Origin of the sequence: Pedobacter chitinilyticus (genome assembly GCF_003313385.1) — a bacterium.
Lineage (GTDB): Bacteria > Bacteroidota > Bacteroidia > Sphingobacteriales > Sphingobacteriaceae > Pedobacter > Pedobacter chitinilyticus.
The window spans coordinates 57276-77361 of record NZ_QMHN01000006.1; the positions used below are offsets into that span (position 1 = coordinate 57276).

General features: G+C 38.5%; 19 protein-coding genes. 6 read left to right on the plus strand and 13 right to left on the minus strand.

Annotation, left to right across the window (positions count from 1 at the left end; translation table 11 throughout):
- Positions 1-17 precede the first annotated feature (17 nt).
- From DUT70_RS17080 to DUT70_RS17095, 4 genes are all read right to left on the minus strand, one after another.
- On the minus strand, positions 18-896 hold the full coding sequence (locus DUT70_RS17080; RefSeq protein WP_113648584.1) for a heparin lyase I family protein: 879 nt from the start codon (positions 894-896) through the stop codon (positions 18-20).
- A gap of 289 nt (positions 897-1185) precedes the next feature.
- Positions 1186-1689 carry a hypothetical protein gene (locus DUT70_RS17085; RefSeq protein WP_113648585.1) on the minus strand — a complete coding sequence of 168 codons (504 nt, stop codon included), beginning with the start codon at positions 1687-1689 and terminating at the stop codon, positions 1186-1188.
- The gene (locus DUT70_RS17090; protein WP_240432178.1) at positions 1689-2108 is read right to left on the minus strand and encodes a hypothetical protein; all 420 of its coding nucleotides are present in this window, start codon (positions 2106-2108) and stop codon (positions 1689-1691) included. The genes DUT70_RS17085 and DUT70_RS17090 overlap by 1 nt, the downstream gene beginning before the upstream one ends.
- Before the next feature lie 86 nt (positions 2109-2194).
- Positions 2195-3616, minus strand: a complete 1422-nt coding sequence (locus DUT70_RS17095) for a dicarboxylate/amino acid:cation symporter (protein WP_113648587.1) — start codon at positions 3614-3616, stop codon at positions 2195-2197.
- A gap of 227 nt (positions 3617-3843) precedes the next feature.
- Between DUT70_RS17095 and DUT70_RS17100 the strand changes: the two genes are divergently transcribed.
- Genes DUT70_RS17100 through DUT70_RS17110 form a run of 3 tightly spaced genes read left to right on the plus strand, consistent with a single transcriptional unit; the run spans position 3844 to position 5501 of the window.
- Positions 3844-4341: an RNA polymerase sigma factor gene (locus tag DUT70_RS17100; RefSeq protein WP_113648588.1), complete on the plus strand. Its 498-nt coding sequence runs from the start codon at positions 3844-3846 to the stop codon at positions 4339-4341.
- Positions 4328-4927 (plus strand): MFS transporter, encoded by a 600-nt coding sequence (locus tag DUT70_RS17105; RefSeq protein WP_113648589.1) that lies wholly within the window; start codon positions 4328-4330, stop codon positions 4925-4927. Before DUT70_RS17100 ends, DUT70_RS17105 begins: the two co-directional genes overlap by 14 nt.
- A 55-nt stretch (positions 4928-4982) precedes the next feature.
- Positions 4983-5501, plus strand: a complete 519-nt coding sequence (locus DUT70_RS17110; protein WP_113648590.1) for a DUF922 domain-containing protein — start codon at positions 4983-4985, stop codon at positions 5499-5501.
- 460 nt (positions 5502-5961) lie between these two features.
- Here DUT70_RS17110 and DUT70_RS17115 read toward each other — a convergent pair whose 3' ends face one another.
- The 6 genes from DUT70_RS17115 to DUT70_RS17140 form a co-directional block, all read right to left on the minus strand.
- Entirely contained in the window at positions 5962-6582 is a 621-nt protein-coding gene (locus DUT70_RS17115; protein ID WP_240432179.1) for a hypothetical protein, read from the minus strand.
- Positions 6583-6628: 46 nt separating this feature from the next.
- On the minus strand, positions 6629-8542 hold the full coding sequence (locus tag DUT70_RS17120; protein ID WP_113648591.1) for a beta-N-acetylhexosaminidase: 1914 nt from the start codon (positions 8540-8542) through the stop codon (positions 6629-6631).
- A gap of 158 nt (positions 8543-8700) precedes the next feature.
- On the minus strand, positions 8701-9657 hold the full coding sequence (gene trxB / locus DUT70_RS17125) for a thioredoxin-disulfide reductase (protein ID WP_113648592.1): 957 nt from the start codon (positions 9655-9657) through the stop codon (positions 8701-8703).
- A gap of 295 nt (positions 9658-9952) precedes the next feature.
- Positions 9953-11110, minus strand: a complete 1158-nt coding sequence (locus DUT70_RS17130) for a dipeptidase (protein WP_113648593.1) — start codon at positions 11108-11110, stop codon at positions 9953-9955.
- 1 nt (position 11111) lies between these two features.
- Entirely contained in the window at positions 11112-11720 is a 609-nt protein-coding gene (locus DUT70_RS17135; RefSeq protein WP_113648594.1) for a toxin-antitoxin system YwqK family antitoxin, read from the minus strand.
- 5 nt (positions 11721-11725) lie between these two features.
- A complete protein-coding gene (locus DUT70_RS17140; protein WP_113648831.1) occupies positions 11726-13354 on the minus strand; it encodes an acyl-CoA carboxylase subunit beta in 1629 nt (542 codons plus the stop codon).
- Between the two features lie 85 nt (positions 13355-13439).
- Between DUT70_RS17140 and DUT70_RS17145 the strand changes: the two genes are divergently transcribed.
- Positions 13440-14147: a hypothetical protein gene (locus DUT70_RS17145; RefSeq protein ID WP_113648595.1), complete on the plus strand. Its 708-nt coding sequence runs from the start codon at positions 13440-13442 to the stop codon at positions 14145-14147.
- 110 nt (positions 14148-14257) lie between these two features.
- On the opposite strand, the gene DUT70_RS17150 is transcribed toward DUT70_RS17145, so the two are convergent.
- Together DUT70_RS17150 and dprA are read right to left on the minus strand one after the other, a co-directional pair.
- Positions 14258-15619 carry a pyridoxal-phosphate dependent enzyme gene (locus tag DUT70_RS17150; RefSeq protein ID WP_113648596.1) on the minus strand — a complete coding sequence of 454 codons (1362 nt, stop codon included), beginning with the start codon at positions 15617-15619 and terminating at the stop codon, positions 14258-14260.
- A 435-nt stretch (positions 15620-16054) separates the two neighbouring features.
- Positions 16055-17149 (minus strand): DNA-processing protein DprA, encoded by a 1095-nt coding sequence (gene dprA / locus DUT70_RS17155; RefSeq protein WP_113648597.1) that lies wholly within the window; start codon positions 17147-17149, stop codon positions 16055-16057.
- Positions 17150-17259: 110 nt separating this feature from the next.
- Between dprA and DUT70_RS17160 the strand changes: the two genes are divergently transcribed.
- Both DUT70_RS17160 and DUT70_RS17165 read left to right on the plus strand, forming a co-directional pair.
- Entirely contained in the window at positions 17260-17631 is a 372-nt protein-coding gene (locus tag DUT70_RS17160) for a BlaI/MecI/CopY family transcriptional regulator (protein WP_113648598.1), read from the plus strand.
- A complete protein-coding gene (locus DUT70_RS17165; protein WP_113648599.1) occupies positions 17628-19418 on the plus strand; it encodes a M56 family metallopeptidase in 1791 nt (596 codons plus the stop codon). Before DUT70_RS17160 ends, DUT70_RS17165 begins: the two co-directional genes overlap by 4 nt.
- 7 nt (positions 19419-19425) lie before the next feature.
- Here DUT70_RS17165 and rsmG read toward each other — a convergent pair whose 3' ends face one another.
- A complete protein-coding gene (rsmG, locus tag DUT70_RS17170; RefSeq protein WP_113648600.1) occupies positions 19426-20055 on the minus strand; it encodes a 16S rRNA (guanine(527)-N(7))-methyltransferase RsmG in 630 nt (209 codons plus the stop codon).
- Between the last annotated feature and the right edge of the window lie 31 nt (positions 20056-20086).

Below are 20086 nucleotides of genomic sequence, written 5' to 3' on the forward strand. Positions count from 1 at the left end.
TTCTTTATTTAAAGGGATTAGTATTCTGTGATATTGAAATCGTTGAACCAAAGGGTTTCATCTCTTAACATATCTGGTTGAAGTGTTCTTCTGTAAATACCCCACTTCGGGCGACAGCTGGTGGTATTTTTTCGCCACATTTCGATATTGGTAAATGCTTGCTTCAACAACACCTTGTTATCACTAATTCGAGTGATCTGTATTTCGTATTTACCGTCGAAAGAAAAGGTAGCTCTTTCCGTCACCTCCACCCATTGTCCTCTGAAATCGGACAAAGGAACAGTAGCAATATATTTTTGAGAAGTAGCATCTGTATCACCCGTATGAATGACCTGTAGGATATCACCGCCAGCTTTATATCTAGGCGTTAGCGTGATGATAGGAAGCGTATTGTCACCATCAATAGGTTTTAGTTGATGAATATGGGTAAAATCGCTAGAAGGCTTGAAACCTGCATCCAATTTAAATTTCCATTTGTACAGCACCTTTTCATCTTTACTAGCTTTTAAATTTTCTGGAGATCTATCATAGGTTTTGATTTCATTGCGTTGCCGATCTGAGTCTTCACATTTATCATTATCTGGAGTCACATGAATTTTAAAAGCGAAAACCGTCCTCTTTAAATCCTGATCGTAAACTTGTGTAATATGCTTACCAAAAGCGATGTGACTGCAATCGGGCGCTTCAATCACATCGCCTGTGCCACCAAAAATATTATTGATTAACTGATAGGTATCAACAGCTGCATTGGCAGTCAACGTTATTCCCTCTGTATTAGCCGTTTGATTACCACCACCAGCGATCTCCTCTTTTTCAAGGACAGCACTTTTTTGTTTACTACAGGCATAGCTGAAGAAACAAATGCATAATACATAAAGCAAGTTTTGCTTATTCATACACAAGGATAAATTTGGTTGACCAATATTTGGTTGACCAAATTTATACAAATAAAGTTATGAAGCAAATTTTTTAGAAAATTTTAACACATAGAATTCCGTAACGTTTTTAATGGGGTAAAAAGAGGATCGGGGCCTTGTGATAGGTGATTTTTAGAATGCAAAAAACCTCGTAGGTTTTGAAAACCTACGAGGTTTGAGTATCGGTGCTTTAAACTTCGTAAGTTTTAAAAACTGGTGAAGTTGATTACTGCATAAGAATTAAAATAGTTTATAAAAACAGCGGATGCTATTTCCTAGCGAAGCGTCCCTCTGCCTCGTTGATGGTTTGTTGCACGAGCTTTTGCAATGCACTGGCTTTGTGACCTATCAAAGGATCTTTGTCGTAATTGGTAAGGTAGATGATATTTCTGGTCGTGTCGTCGTATACAAATTGGAATTGATAGCGCAGCACTTTTGGATCTTTAAAATTAGCACCTGCATTCGCTATCGTATCTGGAAGATTAAGCAAATCCTCCTCATCAATTTTACTATGCAGATAAATGACGTTATTGGTACGAAGCTTAAAGTTCTCTTTAATTAAGCGATCACGTTGATCTAGGAATTGATAGTTGCCCGTTTTTGAATTATAACTGTTCTGCAAGCTATCGCCTACTCCCCATTGATAGTTAAGGCTTACAAATGCCACTGCTTTTTTTCCACCGCTTCTCAGTTTCATCATGTAGTAACCGCCAACCACTGCGATTAGCAATACAGAAGCTATTTTTAAGATGAATTTTTGATTGGCATTCATTATCTAGCAGCGTTTTCCTTATCGATCAACGTAAGTTCTATTTCCTTTTGCATTTTACCGATGGCACCTTTCATGCGCTCGCTGCCGCTAAAGTTTGGCAAATAGGTTACTTCTTTAGATTTCTTCTGGTAGTTAAATTTGATGAAATAACGCAATTGCTTAGGATTATTGACATCTGCCTCGTTATTGGCTATTATGTTTGGCAGGTTCCAAAATCCCTGAACATCGGCAATGCTATCCAAGTATTTAATATCTCTTTGGCTAAGCTTAACGTTACTTTTCACCAAAGAATCGTTCTTATTCAAATATTTGAATTCGCCAGTAGCTGAATTATAACTGTTTTCCAATTGCGTACCCGTTCCCCATTTATACTCTAAAGAAACAAAGTATTTTTCTTGAAACGGTGCATTTTTAATCATTGGCGCATAATATATCACACTGTATATTACAAATGGTACTACTACGCTTAATGTTAAAAAAATCTTTTTCCCTCTTGAAGTCATATTTATTCCGCTACAAAATTCTTCGACGCCTCATCGTCAAACTCACCCTCCCATTTGGCCACTACTACAGTTGCCAAACAATTACCAATTACGTTTACCGAGGTTCTAGCCATATCCATCAGCTCATCAATACCTAAAATAGCAGCAATGATAAACACGGGAAGACCGAACTGCTCGGCAGTGGCAATCAATACAATTAGCGACGCTCTTGGTACTGCAGCAACACCTTTTGAAGTAATCATCAAGGTAAATGCAATGGCCAATTGTTGTCCTATTCCCAAATGCATTCCTGCCGCTTGGGCTACAAAGATAGACGCTAAAGAAAGATATAAAGAAGTTCCATCTAAATTAAAGCTGTATCCTGTTGGTATGACGAACGATACAATTTTACGTGGCACCCCAAATTTCTCCATATTGCTCATCGCCTTTGGCAAAGCCGCATCTGAACTGGTAGTTGCAAAAGCAATAGAAACAGGTTCTTTTACAGCCTGTATAAATTTCTTAATCGATATTTTTAAGAAAAGCATGATCGGCACAAATACCGCCAATACAAATACAATTAACGCAATGTATAGGGAACCTAAAAGCATGAACAGGTTCTTCAATATATCTACCCCTAAATGACCTACGGTATAAGCCATTGCAGCCCCCACACCAATAGGTGCAAAGTACATGATGAGATTAGTGAATTTAAACATTACCTCCGACAAGCTCTCGGCAAAATCTACCAGAGGCTTTCGTTTCTTCTCTTCTACCATCGCTAAGCCAATACCAAAAATCACCGAGAATACTACGATTTGTAATACTTTGTTCTCGTACATTGATTTCACTACGTTTTCTGGAAATAGTTCGTAAAAGAAGTGCGCAAATTTATAAACACCGTGTACGTTTTGTGGTAGTGCCTCTAATTCTGTATCCACTACTTTAGCTGTCGGCAATTGTTGTTGAGGCATTTTCTGAATATCTACGCCAACTCCAGCATGTGTAATGTTAATTACCGCCAAACCAATGAAAATGGCACATGAAGTAGCGCAAAAGAAATAAAGCATTGATTTCCACGCCATACGGCCTACTTGTTTCAAATCAGAGTGACCCGCAATACCATATACCAATGTTCCAAAAAGGATTGGACCTACGATGGTTTTCACTAATTTGATGAAGCCTTTGCTAAGAGGGTGTAATGCCGCCGCGAATTTTGGAAAATCAACACCTACGAATACCCCTAAAAGCATACAAACCAATATCCATGTGGTTAAATTCCTTTTTACTAAGGCGTATCCTATCAACACAGCTGCTAGGCCCCATCGTGCCGACATCATCACTAGTTCGGACACTTGCACAATCTCGAATTCTTTTAACAAAGTGAGAATTAAAGCAATGGTAATACAAATTACGGTGATGAGACCTATTTTAGTTTTTTTCATTTTTTGTTTTTTATTGTGTCTATTTATTCAAAAGGCACAAATTCTATTTGGTTTATTTTGGTTTGTACTAAGCTCCCTCAACAACCATAAAAGTTGTATGCTGGGTATCATTAGACCGACAAAAATAAATAAATGCATTAAGCACACAAACATTTATTAATTTAGCCAGCGTTTATGGTGTAACAATTTAATGTTGCACTGTTCTAATAGACATACAAAAACAGTAAATGGACCGAAAAGATCAGCTTTTTAAGGAAATTTTCGATAAAAATTCAAAGAAGATATTTCACTTGTGCTACGGTTATACTGGCGACAAGGATTCGGCGAATGATCTTTTGCAGGAAACGTTTTTAAAGGTGTGGCAGAACTTGGATAAGTTCAGAAATAAATCCCTAATATCTACATGGATTTATAGGATTGCCGTGAATACCTGTTTAACTTACTTACGCTCCGAAAAAAGACAGGCCAAAGATGAACTTACTGATAATATTATAGAGAATAAGATAGAAGAATACTCTGAAAAAAATGAACAGGTAGCCTTGTTGTATAAGTCGATCTCTAAATTGGAAGAAAATGACCGTTTAATTATCACGATGGTATTAGATGAACTTCCTTACAACGAAATAGCAGATATATCGGGCATTAGTGAGGGAAATTTAAGGGTTAAAATCCACCGCATCAAACAGAAACTTACTGAAATATACAACCAACATGCAAGAATTTGATCACATAGAAGCATTATGGGCTAAGCATACCGTTGATGTGAAAATATCTGCCGACGAGATGCTAAAGCAGGCCAAAAAGGATGTAAGCAACATGCGTACCAAGTCGTTACTGAACATTATTGGTATGATGCTTTCTGTTTTTGCGGTAGCGGCCATTTGGCTTTTCTACGATGTAACGTCTATTTCTACACATTTTGGCATTAGTATAATTATTTTAGCCATAGCAGTTTACACCATTATTTTATACAGCAACCACCGCGTAATTTCCCGCAACGATTTCACAGAAAACCCCAATATTTTTCTCCAAAAACTAAAAGTGTACCAGTTGCAAAGGCACCAATTGTATAACCGACTATATTGGTTTTACGTGATTGCACTTTCTCTGGGTATGGCCCTCTATTTTTATGAAATACTACACAATTTCGAGCTTTGGCTACAAATATTGACTTTGATATTAAGCTTTGGCTGGATCATCTTTTGCTCCACACTGGTTAGAAAAGCAGTCATTAAAAAGGATAAGGAAAGAATTGCACTTTTAATTGAGAAATTTGAACGCATTAGCGGCCAGTTTAAGGAAACAGAATAAATTGGCACAAGTTTCGTTCTTGTATGGTTAAATGAAGCCATTAAAGAAGTATATAATGATGCTAGCAATATTTTTGCTAGCGACCGCTTTTGTACCCTATGAGCGTATTTACCCCGAAACGCTCGATTGGGATACTCATTTTAGGGGAACGCCCGATCATAATTCGCAGTATGCCGCGGTAACCAGTACCATTTGGCAATATGGCTATACTGCTAAAACCAGAGGAAACAATTTAACGATTGATTTCAGTTTTCTGGGCGGTGTGGATGCCAATAAATCATGGGTAAAGAGGGAGCGGATCAGCAATAGAAACACTAGTAAAATTTTATTGAACCACGAACAAGGGCATGTTTACATCAATTTCCTTTTGTTAAAGAATGGAGAAAGGATTTTACGCAATCAGCAATACACTGTACAAAATTATAAACGCTTGGTGGACAAAACTGCCAAAGAGCTCAGCAAGTTTTACAACAATATGCAGGACCGATACGATGTAGAGACTAAACATGGTTCTGATTTGGAAGCTCAAGAACGTTGGAATAGCTTTTTTGAAAGTGAATTGAGCAAGTTATAGTATTTCTACAAACCCAACTCTGATTATTTTAAAGCTCTAATAATACTTCACACGAGTTCGATTTTAGAATACTTTCTAGAGATTATGGCCAGATTTTGAGTTTTAAAATATCCGTTTTCTGCTTCTATGAATGGTTCTGTCGCTTCGCGGACAAACTTTTTTCCTATAGATGAAAAAAGTATGCAAAAAAATCCACGGCTGCGCCCTGTTCTGTTAACGTAACAATCAGGGCCAATTTGTGCTTGCCGAACAGGCCAAGGCCGATTTTAGCAAAACGAAGAGGCTTTGCTAAGGCTGGAGATAATGAAAAATCACAAAACGCTTATCTCGAATTCAAGTTACTTTAAGCTTTGTCGGTCGTCACTGCAACCATAGCTATGTTTGAAAAGGCAATAATGAAACTCTAGTTAAAAATAAAAGGACGAGAAATAAAATCCTCGTCCTTTATAGTGACAGCTGTTTAATTGGCCTCCCCTGGTTTTACTTCCGAAGAAGAGAAGCTATTTCCAGATAAACGGTATTTCAAGGTTTTCACCAAAGTGCTTGTTTTTCCTCCTTCTGTTTGTACAATAGGTACTGAACGGAATAAATCTCCATTTTTAACAAAGAATTTATCATCTCCTTGATAACCTTTCATGGTACTAATGCCTGGGAAACTGATCTTATTAAAGTCGTTCCCAAATTCGTAAACATTCACATCGGTTACATTTTTACGCACCAGTGATTGCACATAAATCTCTGGATTACCATCGTTATCCAAATCCATATTCCAAGCATCGGTTATGATACCATTTCGTTCTACAGAAATCGATTTGTAATTATTTCGGGCAGAGTCAGACATTAAAATCAAAAATCCACCTACACTATCCACTCCTTTTCCCCAGCTTACTACTTCAAAATAATAACCAGGTTTTATTTCTATGCTCTTATAGAATGGAAATGGGTTAGGTGCCTTTGTTTCTGCTGGAGCCAATTGTGTTTGCGCAGCTTTTTCATTTTCGCTACAAGCCACAAATGCCACAGCTATTGTAGCTACTACAAATACAGATTTCAAAAAATCTTTTAAAAACATCTTCATCATATTTTAAAAAGCCAATTTATGTGTTTTACACGTTTTATGCAAAAGGCTATTTAACTTTAACATCTGTTGCGCCATTATTTAAAATGGTTTCCACCACTACACTACGCTTTCCGCTAGCAGTAACCACAATGGTTTTTAATACTTTTTTGGTTCCTTGAGCCACATTGATATTTAAAGGCTGGGTATATTCCGCAGCATTTTCAGAAGGCCGATATCCATCTAAAGTATAATAAACTTTTGCCCCCAAAACTGGTGCAGCCAAAGTAATGACATGGTTTTCGCCGTTTACAGTTTGAGTTGGTTGTCCAGCTGCTGGAGGTACCCAATAGTTCGTAGCGGTTCGGTCTAACCTTGCCAAATGCAGAGGTAAACGCTCGTTGCTAAAGTTTGCAATATCTTTTTTGGCTAATGGTGTCCAAGCAATTTCAGCTAAGGAATAAACCCTTGGAAAAATCATGTACTCTGCTTTTGAGGGAGTTTCGACATATTCTGTCCATAGATTTGCCTGTACGCCTTTGATGTATTTCTTTTGATCTTCGTTAAGCACATCAGGTACTGGATTGTAGTTATAAACCTTGGTAAAATCAGAATAGCCTTTACCTCTTCCGCTGATGGTAAGCGGTTCGTCTTCTGATATTGATTGCTTGTGGTCAAAGTATAAACCATTAGAACCAGGGGTCATCAATACGTCGTGGTTTTGTTGAGCGGCTTCAATACCTCCCTTTTCCCCTCTCCAGCTCATCACCGTTGCATTAGGTGCCAAACCTCCTTCTAAAATCTCATCCCAACCAATAATAGAGCGTCCTTTGCCATTCAAGTACTTTTCAATACGTTGTATAAAATAGCTTTGCAATCCATGCTCGTCTTTAAGTCCTTTTTCTTTGATCAATTGTTGGCAAAATTCCGATTCTTTCCAATATTTCTTTGGGGCTTCATCGCCACCAATGTGGATGTATTTAGAAGGGAAAATAGCAATCACTTCGTCCAACACATTTTGCAAAAACTGAAAGGTATTTTCTGACGGCACAAAAATATCGTCGAATACACCCCAAGTTTGCTGCACCTGTTTGCCATTTCGAGGTCCAGACCAAGGAGTTTTATCTCCAATTGGCGTATCTCTATCTGGGAAGCAGCTCAATTCAGGGTACGCCGCAATAGCTGCCGAACCATGTCCTGGCAGTTCAATTTCAGGAATCACATTGATGTATCTTGCCGCAGCATAAGCCACAATCTCCTTAGCTTCAGCTTGTGTGTAGTAACCTTTATAAACCTCATTATCGGTTCCGCCAGTACCTGGATAATTGCCAATAATGGTCCCATTTCTACTGCCACCAATTTCCGTAAGTTTAGGGTATTTCTTAATTTCTAATCTCCAACCTTGATCTTCAGTTAAATGCCAATGAAAGTTATTCAATTTGTACTGGGCCATTACGTCAATATACTTTTTGATAAAAGACAGCGGGAAGAAATGGCGGCCGACATCTAAGTGCAAACCTCTGTAGCTAAAGCGCGGATAATCATTAATTTCTGCACTTTGAATATTAATAAGACCTTGTTTCTGATCAGGTACCAATTGCATGAAAGATTGCAACGCATAAAACAAGCCTGCCTCTTTACCAATCAATTTAATGCTATGACTACTGATTTTAATTTGATAGCCTTCACTAGGTAATTTGTCTGCTCCTGTACTGGTTAACTCTATGGCTTTTTGCCCAGCAGCTAAAGTTTTTACCAGTTTCAAGTTTAATCCTTTAGTAGCCGCAAATGATTGCAATGTTTCGGCTATTTTGGCATTTTTAGGATTGCTGTTGAGTAAAACAACATTCTTATCAAGAATAAAGCTCCCGTTTCCCTTTTGTACGGATACAGGGGCAGGAATAATCCCCATGTTAGCATCGGTTTGTGCCTGAGCATTTAGCAAAAAAAATGCAGCAACAGCCGTTAAAAACAATCTTTTCATCAGTTTTGGTTTATGATATTTTGGTTTAGTTTAATGCGATCGATAAGCGTCTTAGTTGTTTACAAGATATAAATTTTCAACCTGATCGAGAAAGAAAAAGTTAAAACATAAAAAAAGCCCCCTATTTAGGGAGCTTTCGAAAATTTTATTGGCAGTGGTTATTTAGCGTCACCTTTGGCAGCCAAATATCTTTCAGCATCTAAAGCGGCCATACAACCAGAACCCGCAGCTGTGATGGCTTGTCTGTAATAGCTATCTTGTACGTCACCGCAAGCAAAAACACCTTCAATATTTGTTTTAGAAGTGCCTGGGATTGTTTGTAAGTAACCTGTTTCATCCATATCTAACCATCCTTTAAACATATCTGTATTAGGTTTATGGCCAATAGCCACAAAGAAACCTTCGATATCTAAAGTAGTTGCTTCTTCTGTTTTATGGTTGAATACTTTTACACCCGTTACATTTTTACCATTTCCAATGACCTCGGTGGTTTCTGTGTTGTAAAGCACTTCGATATTTTCTGTATTTAATACACGGTGAACCATCGCTTTTGAAGCTCTAAATTCATCTCTACGTACCAACATGTAAACTTTTTTACAAAGCTTGGCTAGGTAAGTTGCTTCTTCGGCAGCAGTATCTCCGGCACCTACAATGGCAACCGTTTGGCCTTTAAAGAAGAAACCATCGCAAACGGCACAAGCTGACACCCCAAAACCGTTGTATTGTTGCTCACTTGGTAAACCCAACCATTTTGCTTTTGCTCCTGTAGCAATAATCACAGAATCCGCCAAAATCGTTTTCGTTTCGTCTACGGTTACTTTATGTGGTAATGAAGAGAAATCAACCGAGCTTACATATCCAAAGCGAATTTGCGTACCAAAACGCTCTGCTTGGTTTTTAAAGTCTTCCATCATTTCAGGCCCCATGATTCCGTTAGGATAGCCTGGGAAATTGTCTACATCAGTGGTTTGCGTAAGCTGTCCGCCCATTTCCATACCTGTGTACAATACGGGTTTCAAATCGGCCCTAGCAGCATAAATAGCTGCGGTATAACCTGCTGGCCCCGACCCAATAATGAGGCATTCTACGTGTTCTAATTCTTCTTGTTGAGACATTGTGTGTAATTTGTGATGCAAATTTAATCTTTAAGCCCTAAAGCGCAATATTTGTGGAGAAAGATGAAATTGTGGAGATAATTCGTTTAGTAGTTAGGGACTAGTGGTTAGGAGTTAGTATTTAAAGAAGTCAGGAAAGTTGATAGACCTTAGGTTGGGAAGTAAATTGGTTAATTGTAAAAGTCAGGAAGTTGATAGACCGTAAGTGGGGAAGCTGGAAGTTCAAGGATATACGATACTCTTAATCTTTCGGACGTTCCGACTCTAAACTTTCGAACTTTTAACTTCCAACAACCTACTTCCCTTTATTGGCTTTCAGCAAGCGCACAAAGTTTCCGCCTAATATTTTATAGATATCAGCTGCGCTGTAACCTCTTTTTAAAAGGGCGGCAGTTACTTTGGGAAAATCGGCTACACTATTTATTCCCTGCGGAAAGGATTCTGCGCCATCAAAGTCGGCACCTATGCCTACATGATCTACTCCAATCAATTTTACGATATGATCAATGTGGTCTACTACTTTTTCAATGCTTGGCCGTATCTCATCTGCCTCTACTTGGTGCAAGCTAATAAGGGTATCAATCGCTTTTGACCTTCCATATTTATCGCTAAGGGCTTTAAGTTCATCTTTGTATTTCGCTAAAAACCCTTGCTGTTTTTTTGAGTAGGTGGAATCTAAAAACCCGCTATAGAAATTCAACGAAATTACGCCCCCATTTTTGCCTACGGCTTTGATCTGGTCGTCTTTCAGGTTTCTAGGAATGGGATTGATGGCATGCACACAACTGTGCGATACCAAAATCGGCTTTCTAGATGTACGGATGGCATCATAAAAAGTTTGCTCTCCTACGTGGGATAGGTCCACCAATACCCCAAGGTCATTGAGCTTTTTCACTACTGACTTGCCAAAATCGTTTAGACCTGGCTTCTCCATCTTGCCTTTGCTTTCTTCTGCTGCCGAACTTGCCCATGGTGTGCTGTTATTCCAAGTAAGGGTAAGATAGATCATCCCTCTTTTAGCCAAGGCTTCGAGTTTAACTAAATCACTCTCGATCATGTGTCCACCTTCTACCCCTATTAAAGCGGCTAGCTTGTTTTGCTTCACAGCATTTTCCAGCTCTAGTACATTGGTGGCTAAGGCAATTTTATCGGGATATCTTTTGATCAGGCTATATAAAGAGTCGATCTGCCTATTGGCCAAATCAAACCCACCTTTTTCATCGCACCAGATAGAAAATACCTGTACATCTAACCCACCCTGTTTTGCCCTTACTAAATCAAAATTACCAGACGATTGTAGTTTACCTACATCGATCCCCGATTGTATCTGGTTGTAAAGGATGTCGCCATGCGTATCTATCATTACCGCTTTTCGATGTATTTCGCTTGCGGTTTGTGCAGATACACTTAGCGACAACATGCTAACTGCCAATAAAGCTATTTGCTTCTTCATTTTATTCGATTGCTTGTATTTCTTCTCTAGTGAGTCTGCTGGTACTGATGAGTTTATCTTGATCATAAACTTCCTTGGTTCTCTTTTTCAGGTTATACCAAGTACCGTCCATTAACCCATTTTTGTAATGTCCATAAATCTCTCTTCTACCTTTATAATTGAAAAGCGCTACATCACCATGCAGTTTACCATTTAAATAGGTGCGATAGCCTAATATCCTTCCATCTGGAAAAAAATCTGTCCATCTTCCTTCTTCTAAGCCATCTACATAAGATCCTTCTTGAGAGATGTACCTATCTGTTTTAGCATTCTTGAAATTGGTAAAGTTCTCATCGTTATAATCAAAGATACTCCCGTAGAAAATAAACTTGCCGTGTGGCTTAGAAAGCTGTTCGTCTTTATAAGCCCCAGAAAGCATCAAATTATCGTATAAGTCATATCTTTTTAATACCCATAGGTCTTCACCGCTTAATTTTCCGTAAACGCCATAGGAGGTAGCCTGTCGAGCATCTGAAGTGATCCTGTTTCCATTAAAATAAATAGGCTTAGCTTGCGAAAAAGCCTGTAAAACCGTACAAAAGCATAAAAATATCAGCAGTTTATATTTCATTTCGTTTAAGTTTGAATTACCCCTACGTTAAAGGTTTTTCGAATAGGCGATTGGTTGGCAGCCTCAATTCCCATGGAAATCACCTTACGTGTCTCCAGCGGATCTATCACACCATCTACCCATAAACGTGATGCGGCGTAATATGGTGTGGTTTGTGCGTTATATTTATTGGTGATCTCATCCAATAATTGATTCTTTTTGTCTTCGGCTATCGTTTCTCCCTTTGCTCTCAGAGCGCTTTCCTGAATTTGCAGTAATACTTTAGCGGCTTGTGCCCCTCCCATTACGGCTATCTTTGCACTTGGCCAAGCATAAATCAACCGTGGATCATAAGCCTTGCCGCACATGGCATAGTTACCTGCACCGTAGGAATTACCCAACACCACCGTAAATTTAGGTACTACCGAGTTAGCCACTGTATTCACCATTTTAGCACCATCTTTAATAATACCGCCTTGTTCAGACCTGCTTCCCACCATAAAACCCGTTACATCATGTAAAAACACTAAAGGGATTTTCTTTTGGTTACAGTTCATGATAAAACGGCTGGCTTTATCGGCACTATCAGAATAGATTACACCTCCAAATTGCATTTCTCCTTTTTTTGATTTCACCACTTTGCGCTGGTTGGCCACAATGCCTACCGCCCATCCATCTATACGTCCCAAACCGCAAACGATACTTTGCCCATATAATTCCTTGTATTCTTCAAATTCCGAATTGTCCACCAAACGTAGGATAATTTCCCTCATATCATAAGGTTTCTCACGGTTGTCAGGCAATATACCATAAATATCTTCTTGCTTTAATTTTGGTAAAGCCGATTTTACACGATCAAAACCAGCATTCTCAGGAGCGCCCAACATGCTCATGATATTCCTGATGCTATCCAAGCAAGCTTGATCGTTGGGATGTTTGTAATCCGTAACGCCCGAAATTTCACAGTGCGTGGTTGCGCCACCCAAGGTTTCATTATCAATATCTTCGCCTATAGCCGATTTCACCAAATATGAGCCCGCTAAAAATACCGAACCTGTACCGTCCACAATCATCGCCTCGTCACTCATGATAGGCAGATAAGCACCGCCAGCTACACATGAGCCCATAATGGCTGCTATTTGCACAATCCCTTCTGATGACATGATGGCGTTATTCCTAAAGATACGTCCAAAATGCTCTTTGTCAGGAAAAATTTCATCCTGCATCGGTAAATAAACGCCTGCACTGTCTACCAAATAAATAATTGGTAAACGATTTTCCATGGCAATTTCCTGCGCACGCAGGTTTTTCTTTGCCGTCATGGGAAACCAGGCACCCGCCTTTACGGTAGCGTCGTTAGCCACTACTACACATTGCCTTCCTGATACATAGCCAATTTTCACCACTACGCCTGCACTCGGACATCCTCCTTCTGCTTCATACATTCCTTCGGCCGCAAAAGCACCCACTTCGATAGAAGGCCTATCGGGATCCAATAAATAATCAATACGCTCCCTTGCCAAGAGCTTTCCTTTTTCTTTTTGTTTAGCAGAACTTTTCTCGCCGCCGCCTAGGTAAACTTTTTTTAGTTTTTCTTTCAATTGGTAGACTAACTGTTTATTGTAGTCCTCATTCATGTTAAATGACAAATCCATACTGGTTTTAATTTTGGTTTTTGGTCTTAGCTGCACAGTCACACAGCCAATGATGCTAAAATAGTATTTTAAGCGTTGTAATAGCATGAAATGGCCTATATTTTTTATATTACTGATTTCTGGAAGTCTAGTACATGCTCAAAAGTTTAGCTTTCCGAAACTGTTAACACAAAGCGATAAAGTCACCAATTTAGTCCCTAAAAACTGGAAGGTTTTAGATTCGGCTTATGGCGACCTGAACCACGACAAACAGCAGGATTTGGCATTGATTTTAGAGTACCATCAGGCTGTTGATGAGGATAGGGCTTATGGCAATTATGAAATAGAATTAATTAGGGAAACGCAAAAGCCCAGAATGCTTGTCGCTTATTTTAAAATAGGAAACAAATATCGTTTGGCCTTGCAAAACAATGATTTCATTTTACGTTCTGAGGAAGGTGGAAAAATGGGCGAACCGTTAAAGGGCTTGAGCATTGAAGCCAATAAACTCAGTTTATCTTTTGAAGGTGGTAACGAATGGCGTTGGAAATTGAATTACCAATTTGAGTATCTACAAAAACAATGGAATTTGGTTACAGCCAACAACGTATACTACAATAAGGATAGTGGCGAGATGGTAGATAAACAGTATGATTTTGTTGACCGTACAATAAAAACGGTAGTAGGAAGTATTTTTAAGCGCAATATTTCCAACGAAACGGAAGAGGATATCTTGGTTTTCTCACAGCCTAGAACGTTAAGTGATTTCAAAAAGCCTTGGACTTGGGAGGTGACTAAGGATAATTATTTGTAGCGATAGAGTGGCATTTAGAGCGCAACGCAATAAAATGAAGAGATCTTTTTATTAATTTCTTATCAAACTAATTCAAAGACCTCTCCACTGCGGTCGGGATGACGTATCACCTATCCCTTTATCGCGTTAATGATGTCATATTGAGTGATGATATCAAACCTACCATCTTCTAATTCTACCAAAACAGCACTGTTATCTTTATTAATCAAAGAAGATAGTCTATCGATAGAAGTATTCAAGTCTACAAAAGGAAAAGTTGAACCCATTACGGTTTCTACTGTGGCTGATTTTACGCTTGGGTTTTCCAACAAAGCACTTAGGATATCACTTTCTTCTAATTTACCTACCAACATTCCTTTTTGGGTAACTGGTATTTGAGAAATGTTCATGGTACTCATGGTGTTAAATGCTTCAGAAACGGTTTTCTCACAATCGATGGTTACAATTTCACCTGTTTCTTTTTTAGCCAAGATGGTTCTAGCGGTCAGTTTCTCATCTTTTAGGAAACCACGTTCACGCAACCAATCTTCGTTGTACATTTTACCCATGTAGCGACTTCCGTGGTCATGGAAAATCACCACTACTACATCTTCTGGTTTTAATTGGTCTTTTAGCTGCAATAAACCAGCTACTGCCGCTCCTGCGGAGTTCCCCACAAAAATCCCTTCCTGACGGCAAACTTCCCTCGTCATCAAAGCAGCTTCTTTATCCGTTACCTTTTCAAAAAGATCGATGACATCAAAGTTCACATTGGCTGGCAAAAAGTCTTCACCAATGCCTTCGGTGATATATGGATAAATTTCGTTTTTATCGAAGATGCCCGTTTCTTTATATTTTTTGAAAACAGAGCCATAGGTATCAATGCCCCATACTTTAATGTTTGGGTTTTTCTCCTTTAAGTATTTTCCTGTTCCAGAAATCGTCCCGCCTGTACCTACGCCTACGATCAAATGGGTAATTTTCCCTTCGGTTTGTTCCCAAATTTCGGGACCTGTTTGCTCGTAGTGTGCTTGGCTATTGCTTAGGTTATCGTATTGATTAGGTTTCCAAGAGTTAGGTACTTCGCGTTCTAAACGGGAAGATACCGAATAGTAAGAACGTAGATCTTCTGGTTCGACATTGGTAGGGCAAACAATTACTTCGGCACCAAAGGCACGTAGGGCATCAACTTTTTCCTTAGATTGTTTATCGGTAGTGGTGAAAATACATTTGTATCCTTTAATGATGGCGGCCATGGCCAAACCCATTCCCGTATTTCCAGACGTACCTTCGATAATGGTTCCTCCTGGTTTTAGCTTACCACTCTTTTCGGCATCTTCAATCATTTTAATCGCCATACGATCTTTAATTGAGTTCCCTGGATTGGTTGTTTCTATTTTAGCTAATACGGTAGCAGGAATATCTTTAACGATATTGTTCAATTTTACCAATGGTGTGTTACCAATGGTTTCTAATATATTGTTATACCACATGCCACAAAAGTACGCAACAACAATAAGTATTTCAGACGATAAAACTTATTTAAAATTTAATTTTAAAATTAACCAATAAACAAAATTTAGTTACATAAACTACAAAAATGATATACTTTATATACTATAAATTTGGCGAAACTCATTGCCTGTAATTTTTTGTATTTTATTTATTGATTGGAATTAGCTAAATTCATTCTTCTTATTTCTATGATCATTGTCATGCTAACCGATGTTTGAACGAAGGATAGACGAAGGATGAACGAAGGATGAACGAAGGATGGCGCTACTTTAACACTATTGATAAGCTGGTTGAAAACCATATCAAATCATTGACGTAGATAGGAAAACTTATCTGTAAAACATCAATTACTGCGCCATCGTATTTTTTTGAGATTGCTTCTTGCCTCGCAATGACGAACGATGATAGTGTTACTAAACCAATTTGAACAGCTTCCCTGGCAAGGCGACAATGATGCCTTTCATTTCCAAGGTGAGTAGGATAACAGCGAGTTTGCTTTGGGCAATATTCGTTTTTAAGGCTAGCTCATCTACTGGCAGTGCGGCTTGTAGTAGTGCGTTACAAACGGTTCTCTCGTCGTTATTTAGGTTTAAAGGCAGCTGCGCTTGAACTGCTGATTTGTTTTGGCGGGTGTTGTCATCCCATCCCAAATAGTAAATTAAATCTTGCGGATTATTGATGAGCCCTGCCCTATTTGTTTTGATCAGAAAATTACAGCCCTCAGAAAATTCGTCATTTATCCGACCTGGAAAAGCATACACATCCCTATTATAGGAATTGGCAATCTCCGCTGTAATTAAAGCACCTCCTTTGATAGAAGCTTCTACAACTATCGTTACATCGGCCATGCCTGCAATGATGCGGTTGCGCTTTGGAAAATTTTCTCTATCAGGATTGGTCCCTGGCAAAAACTCGGTAAGTAAACCGCCACATTTTAGCATCTTAGCCGCCAGTTCTCTATGTGCAGCGGGATAAACTCGATCAAGTCCATGGCCTAAAACTCCAATGGTAGGCATTTCGTGCAATAAGCTTTCTTTGTGTGCAGCTGCATCTATCCCATGGGCCAAACCACTTACCATTAACACGTCATAGGGTTTCAATACTTCAATCAGTTGCTTACAAAGCATTTTACCGTAGGCTGTGGCATTCCTAGTTCCTACAATACTCACTATTTTAGATGCATTTAGGTCTGCCGTTCCTTTATAGTATAATAATAAAGGAGCATCGTAACAGCTCTTAAGTCTTTTAGGATAATCTTCATTTTCATAAAAAAGCACCTTTATTTGATGTTTCTCTATAAACTCCAACTCTTTCTCGGCTAAAGCCAAGGCATTGGTTTGCAGAATAGCTTCTGCGGTCTTTTTTCCTATGCCGTCTATTTGCAGCAATTGCTTTTGATTAGCATTAAATACTTGGGCAGCACTACCAAAATGCTGGAGTAGTTTTTTGGCAATTAAAGGCCCTACCCCTTCAATAAGGGTAAGGGCAATTTGATGTTGTTTACTCATAGATAAAATTATAACACTGTATTACAGCAGCTTATCGTTAAAACTATAAAAATAGTTTGCAAACTATTTTTATAGTTTTAACTTTATATTATTAAGCAATATAATTCATTATGAGAGAATTAACAAAGGCAGAAGAACAAGTGATGCTTATCCTTTGGGAACTGAAAGAAGCCATTGTAAAAGATGTGATTGACCGCATGGAGGAGCCAAAACCTGCATATAATACCGTATCAACGGTAATTAGGGTATTAGAAGGAAAAGGTTTTATTGACCACAAGGCCATTGGTAACACGCACGTTTATTTCCCTTTGATTACCGAAGAACAGTATAAACACTTTGCTTTTGACAAGGTGTTGAATAACTATTTTGAGAATAGCTATGAAAGCTTAGTTTCTTTTTTGGTGAAAGAGAAGAACATGGATGTTTCTCAATTAGATGAAATTATTGCGCTTGCTGAACAACTTAAAAACAAGAAATCATGAGCTGGCTATATTATTTGTTAGAAGCGAACCTGTATTTGGCGGCTTTTTATCTTTTATACAAATTATTATTGCAGCATACCACTTTTTATCAAACTAATCGATATTTTTTGGTATTGAGCATTGCGATGGCATTTACCATTCCTCTGATGCAATTAGGTTTTTTAAAGCCGCCATTGGAAGTGGTAGAAACCTTTCAGACGGAAGAAGTTCCCCAGCAATTTATAGAAGTAGTGGTTGCAGACCAACCTACGGCATGGACCTTAAACGACTATCTTTTGTACGGTTATTTGGCCTTGGCTATTGGCTTATCGCTCAAGTTCCTTTTTTCGATTTCAAAAATCATTCGTTTATATTTTAAGCACCAAAAGCGCGAATTGGGCAAATATACCTTGGTGGAACTGTCTGCCGAACATGCTGCTTTTTCGTTCTTCAACGTGCTTTTCATCCATCCTAGCATGGCAAAAAACAATGCGGTGCTTACCCACGAAATGATCCACATTAAACAAAAACATAGTTTGGATATCATTTTACTGGAGCTTTTGAAAATCATCTGTTGGTTTAATCCTTTGGTGTATTTCATGAAAAGGGATTTGACGCTTTTGCATGAATACATTGCTGATGAAAGTACTACCGCTAAAAACATTTCTAAACATGAATACGCTATGTTTCTCATTGAGAATTCCATGGCTTCGTATTCGCCTTCTCTTGTCAATCAATTTTTCAATCAATCAATATTAAAAAGTAGAATCAACATGTTAAACAAAGAAAAAACGGCAAATTGGGCTAGGCTCAAGTATTTGCTAGCCGTACCGCTGGGTGCGGGTTTGTTATGCGCATCGACGCTGGGCTTTAGCAAAAGCTATGGCTATCTAGAAATTGGCACTCAAAAGAAGATGAAGCAGGAAGCTGCAAAATCAAAACAGGAAAAAAAGACTTATTATCCAGATTACAAGTATGACGAAAATAACAATTTTATCTCTTTAGAAAAACGAGCAATTGTTATCAATGGAAAAGTTATCAAAGATAAAAACAAGTATTATGGTTCCGCTGAAGCTGAAAAGATCTTTTTTTTATCAAGTGAAGACGCTATTAAAAAGTATGGAAATGAAGGAAAAGATGGTGCCGTTGAGATTATAGGAAAAGATGTTAAAATGGCCCCAGCACCACCGAAAATGCCTAAAGAAAATAAAAACAAAAGTGGTCGATTAAAGTCCCCTCCGCCCGCGATAGAAAACCCTCCAAAAGGTAAAAAGCTTAAAAAATTCCCACCACCGATTGTAATACCTGATCAACCGAACAAAACGGCTTCGCTTAATAGCGCCAAAGTTGAAGAATTAACTATTATTCCAAGCAAAAAAACTGAAGAGATAGAGATTGAGGAGAAAAAAACATCTAGTGATAATGGATTACACTCGCTTCCACTTAAGTACGAGAAGTACCCTTCGAAAAAAGTAGAAGAAATTACGCTAGAAGAAATAAAGACCAAAAATATTGAAGGCAAACCAGTGGAGCTAAAAATAAAAGCTAACAATCCTACTCAAAAAGTAAAAGGGATTAAACTGGATGAAACCAACGGCACTAAATCAAAAGAAATTAAATCTATTAAAATTGAAGCTACAGGAACACCTACCAAAAAAGTACAAGGTGTAAAGCTTGGAAAAGTGAAATTGCCAGCAACAACGACTACCAAAATAGCCCTTTCACAGCAATTAAAAACTGGTTACAATGGTAAGGCTTGGCTTTTATATAAACCTCAACCTGTAGTGGACAAAAATGACCGCTGCTAGCGGTTAGTTACTGTGGAATGTAAACCACATATTTGGTTTCAAAGAAATCTTCCTCAAAATAGGCTGAAAGCGGATATAATTCTGCTTTCAGTTTTGATTCTTTAATCTCTTCGGTTAAATCACCTCCTTTTAGGTACAAAATACCATTTCTTAGGGCATTGATATTTTCCTTGGCAAATTTCCCTCTCACCCAAGGATAAAAGTCGCCCAAACGTGTTACCGCTCGTGATACCACAAAGTTATATTTATCGGTAATCTGCTCTGCCCTACTGTGTGAACCTTTCACATTTTTCAGTCCCAATGCCGCTGCTACTTCGTTCACCACTTTGATTTTTTTCCCAATAGAATCTACCAAGTGGAACTGCGTTTCTGGAAAAAGAATGGCCAAAGGAATACCCGGGAAACCTCCACCTGTACCTACGTCCAATACTTTTTCATCTGGCTTAAAGGTGCAGAATTTTGCAATACCCAATGAGTGTAGAATGTGGCGCTCGTACAATTCATCAATATCTTTTCGGGAAATCACGTTGATTTGGCTATTCCAAAAGCTGTACAGTTCATACAGTTTTTCAAATTGCTCAATTTGTTGCTGAGTTAAATCAGGGAAATACTTGAAAATGATATCGGGTTTTACCATTGGGCAAAGTTATAAGTTAAAGTGGAAAGTT

What these genes read in the sequence shown, in the direction of transcription:
- DUT70_RS17090 (WP_240432178.1), bottom strand. Translation starts at nt 2,108, where the DNA reads ATGATTAAAAATGCACCGTTTCAAGAAAAATACTTTGTTTCTTTAGAG.
- rsmG (WP_113648600.1), bottom strand. Translation starts at nt 20,055, where the DNA reads ATGGTAAAACCCGATATCATTTTCAAGTATTTCCCTGATTTAACTCAG.
- DUT70_RS17150 (WP_113648596.1), bottom strand. Translation starts at nt 15,619, where the DNA reads ATGTGGTATAACAATATATTAGAAACCATTGGTAACACACCATTGGTA.
- trxB (WP_113648592.1), bottom strand. Translation starts at nt 9,657, where the DNA reads ATGTCTCAACAAGAAGAATTAGAACACGTAGAATGCCTCATTATTGGG.
- DUT70_RS17145 (WP_113648595.1), top strand. Translation starts at nt 13,440, where the DNA reads ATGAAATGGCCTATATTTTTTATATTACTGATTTCTGGAAGTCTAGTA.
- DUT70_RS17105 (WP_113648589.1), top strand. Translation starts at nt 4,328, where the DNA reads ATGCAAGAATTTGATCACATAGAAGCATTATGGGCTAAGCATACCGTT.
- DUT70_RS17160 (WP_113648598.1), top strand. Translation starts at nt 17,260, where the DNA reads ATGAGAGAATTAACAAAGGCAGAAGAACAAGTGATGCTTATCCTTTGG.
- DUT70_RS17135 (WP_113648594.1), bottom strand. Translation starts at nt 11,720, where the DNA reads ATGAAATATAAACTGCTGATATTTTTATGCTTTTGTACGGTTTTACAG.
- DUT70_RS17085 (WP_113648585.1), bottom strand. Translation starts at nt 1,689, where the DNA reads ATGAATGCCAATCAAAAATTCATCTTAAAAATAGCTTCTGTATTGCTA.
- DUT70_RS17080 (WP_113648584.1), bottom strand. Translation starts at nt 896, where the DNA reads ATGAATAAGCAAAACTTGCTTTATGTATTATGCATTTGTTTCTTCAGC.
- dprA (WP_113648597.1), bottom strand. Translation starts at nt 17,149, where the DNA reads ATGAGTAAACAACATCAAATTGCCCTTACCCTTATTGAAGGGGTAGGG.
- DUT70_RS17115 (WP_240432179.1), bottom strand. Translation starts at nt 6,582, where the DNA reads ATGATGAAGATGTTTTTAAAAGATTTTTTGAAATCTGTATTTGTAGTA.
- DUT70_RS17120 (WP_113648591.1), bottom strand. Translation starts at nt 8,542, where the DNA reads ATGAAAAGATTGTTTTTAACGGCTGTTGCTGCATTTTTTTTGCTAAAT.
- DUT70_RS17140 (WP_113648831.1), bottom strand. Translation starts at nt 13,354, where the DNA reads ATGGATTTGTCATTTAACATGAATGAGGACTACAATAAACAGTTAGTC.
- DUT70_RS17100 (WP_113648588.1), top strand. Translation starts at nt 3,844, where the DNA reads ATGGACCGAAAAGATCAGCTTTTTAAGGAAATTTTCGATAAAAATTCA.
- DUT70_RS17165 (WP_113648599.1), top strand. Translation starts at nt 17,628, where the DNA reads ATGAGCTGGCTATATTATTTGTTAGAAGCGAACCTGTATTTGGCGGCT.
- DUT70_RS17095 (WP_113648587.1), bottom strand. Translation starts at nt 3,616, where the DNA reads ATGAAAAAAACTAAAATAGGTCTCATCACCGTAATTTGTATTACCATT.
- DUT70_RS17130 (WP_113648593.1), bottom strand. Translation starts at nt 11,110, where the DNA reads ATGAAGAAGCAAATAGCTTTATTGGCAGTTAGCATGTTGTCGCTAAGT.
- DUT70_RS17110 (WP_113648590.1), top strand. Translation starts at nt 4,983, where the DNA reads ATGATGCTAGCAATATTTTTGCTAGCGACCGCTTTTGTACCCTATGAG.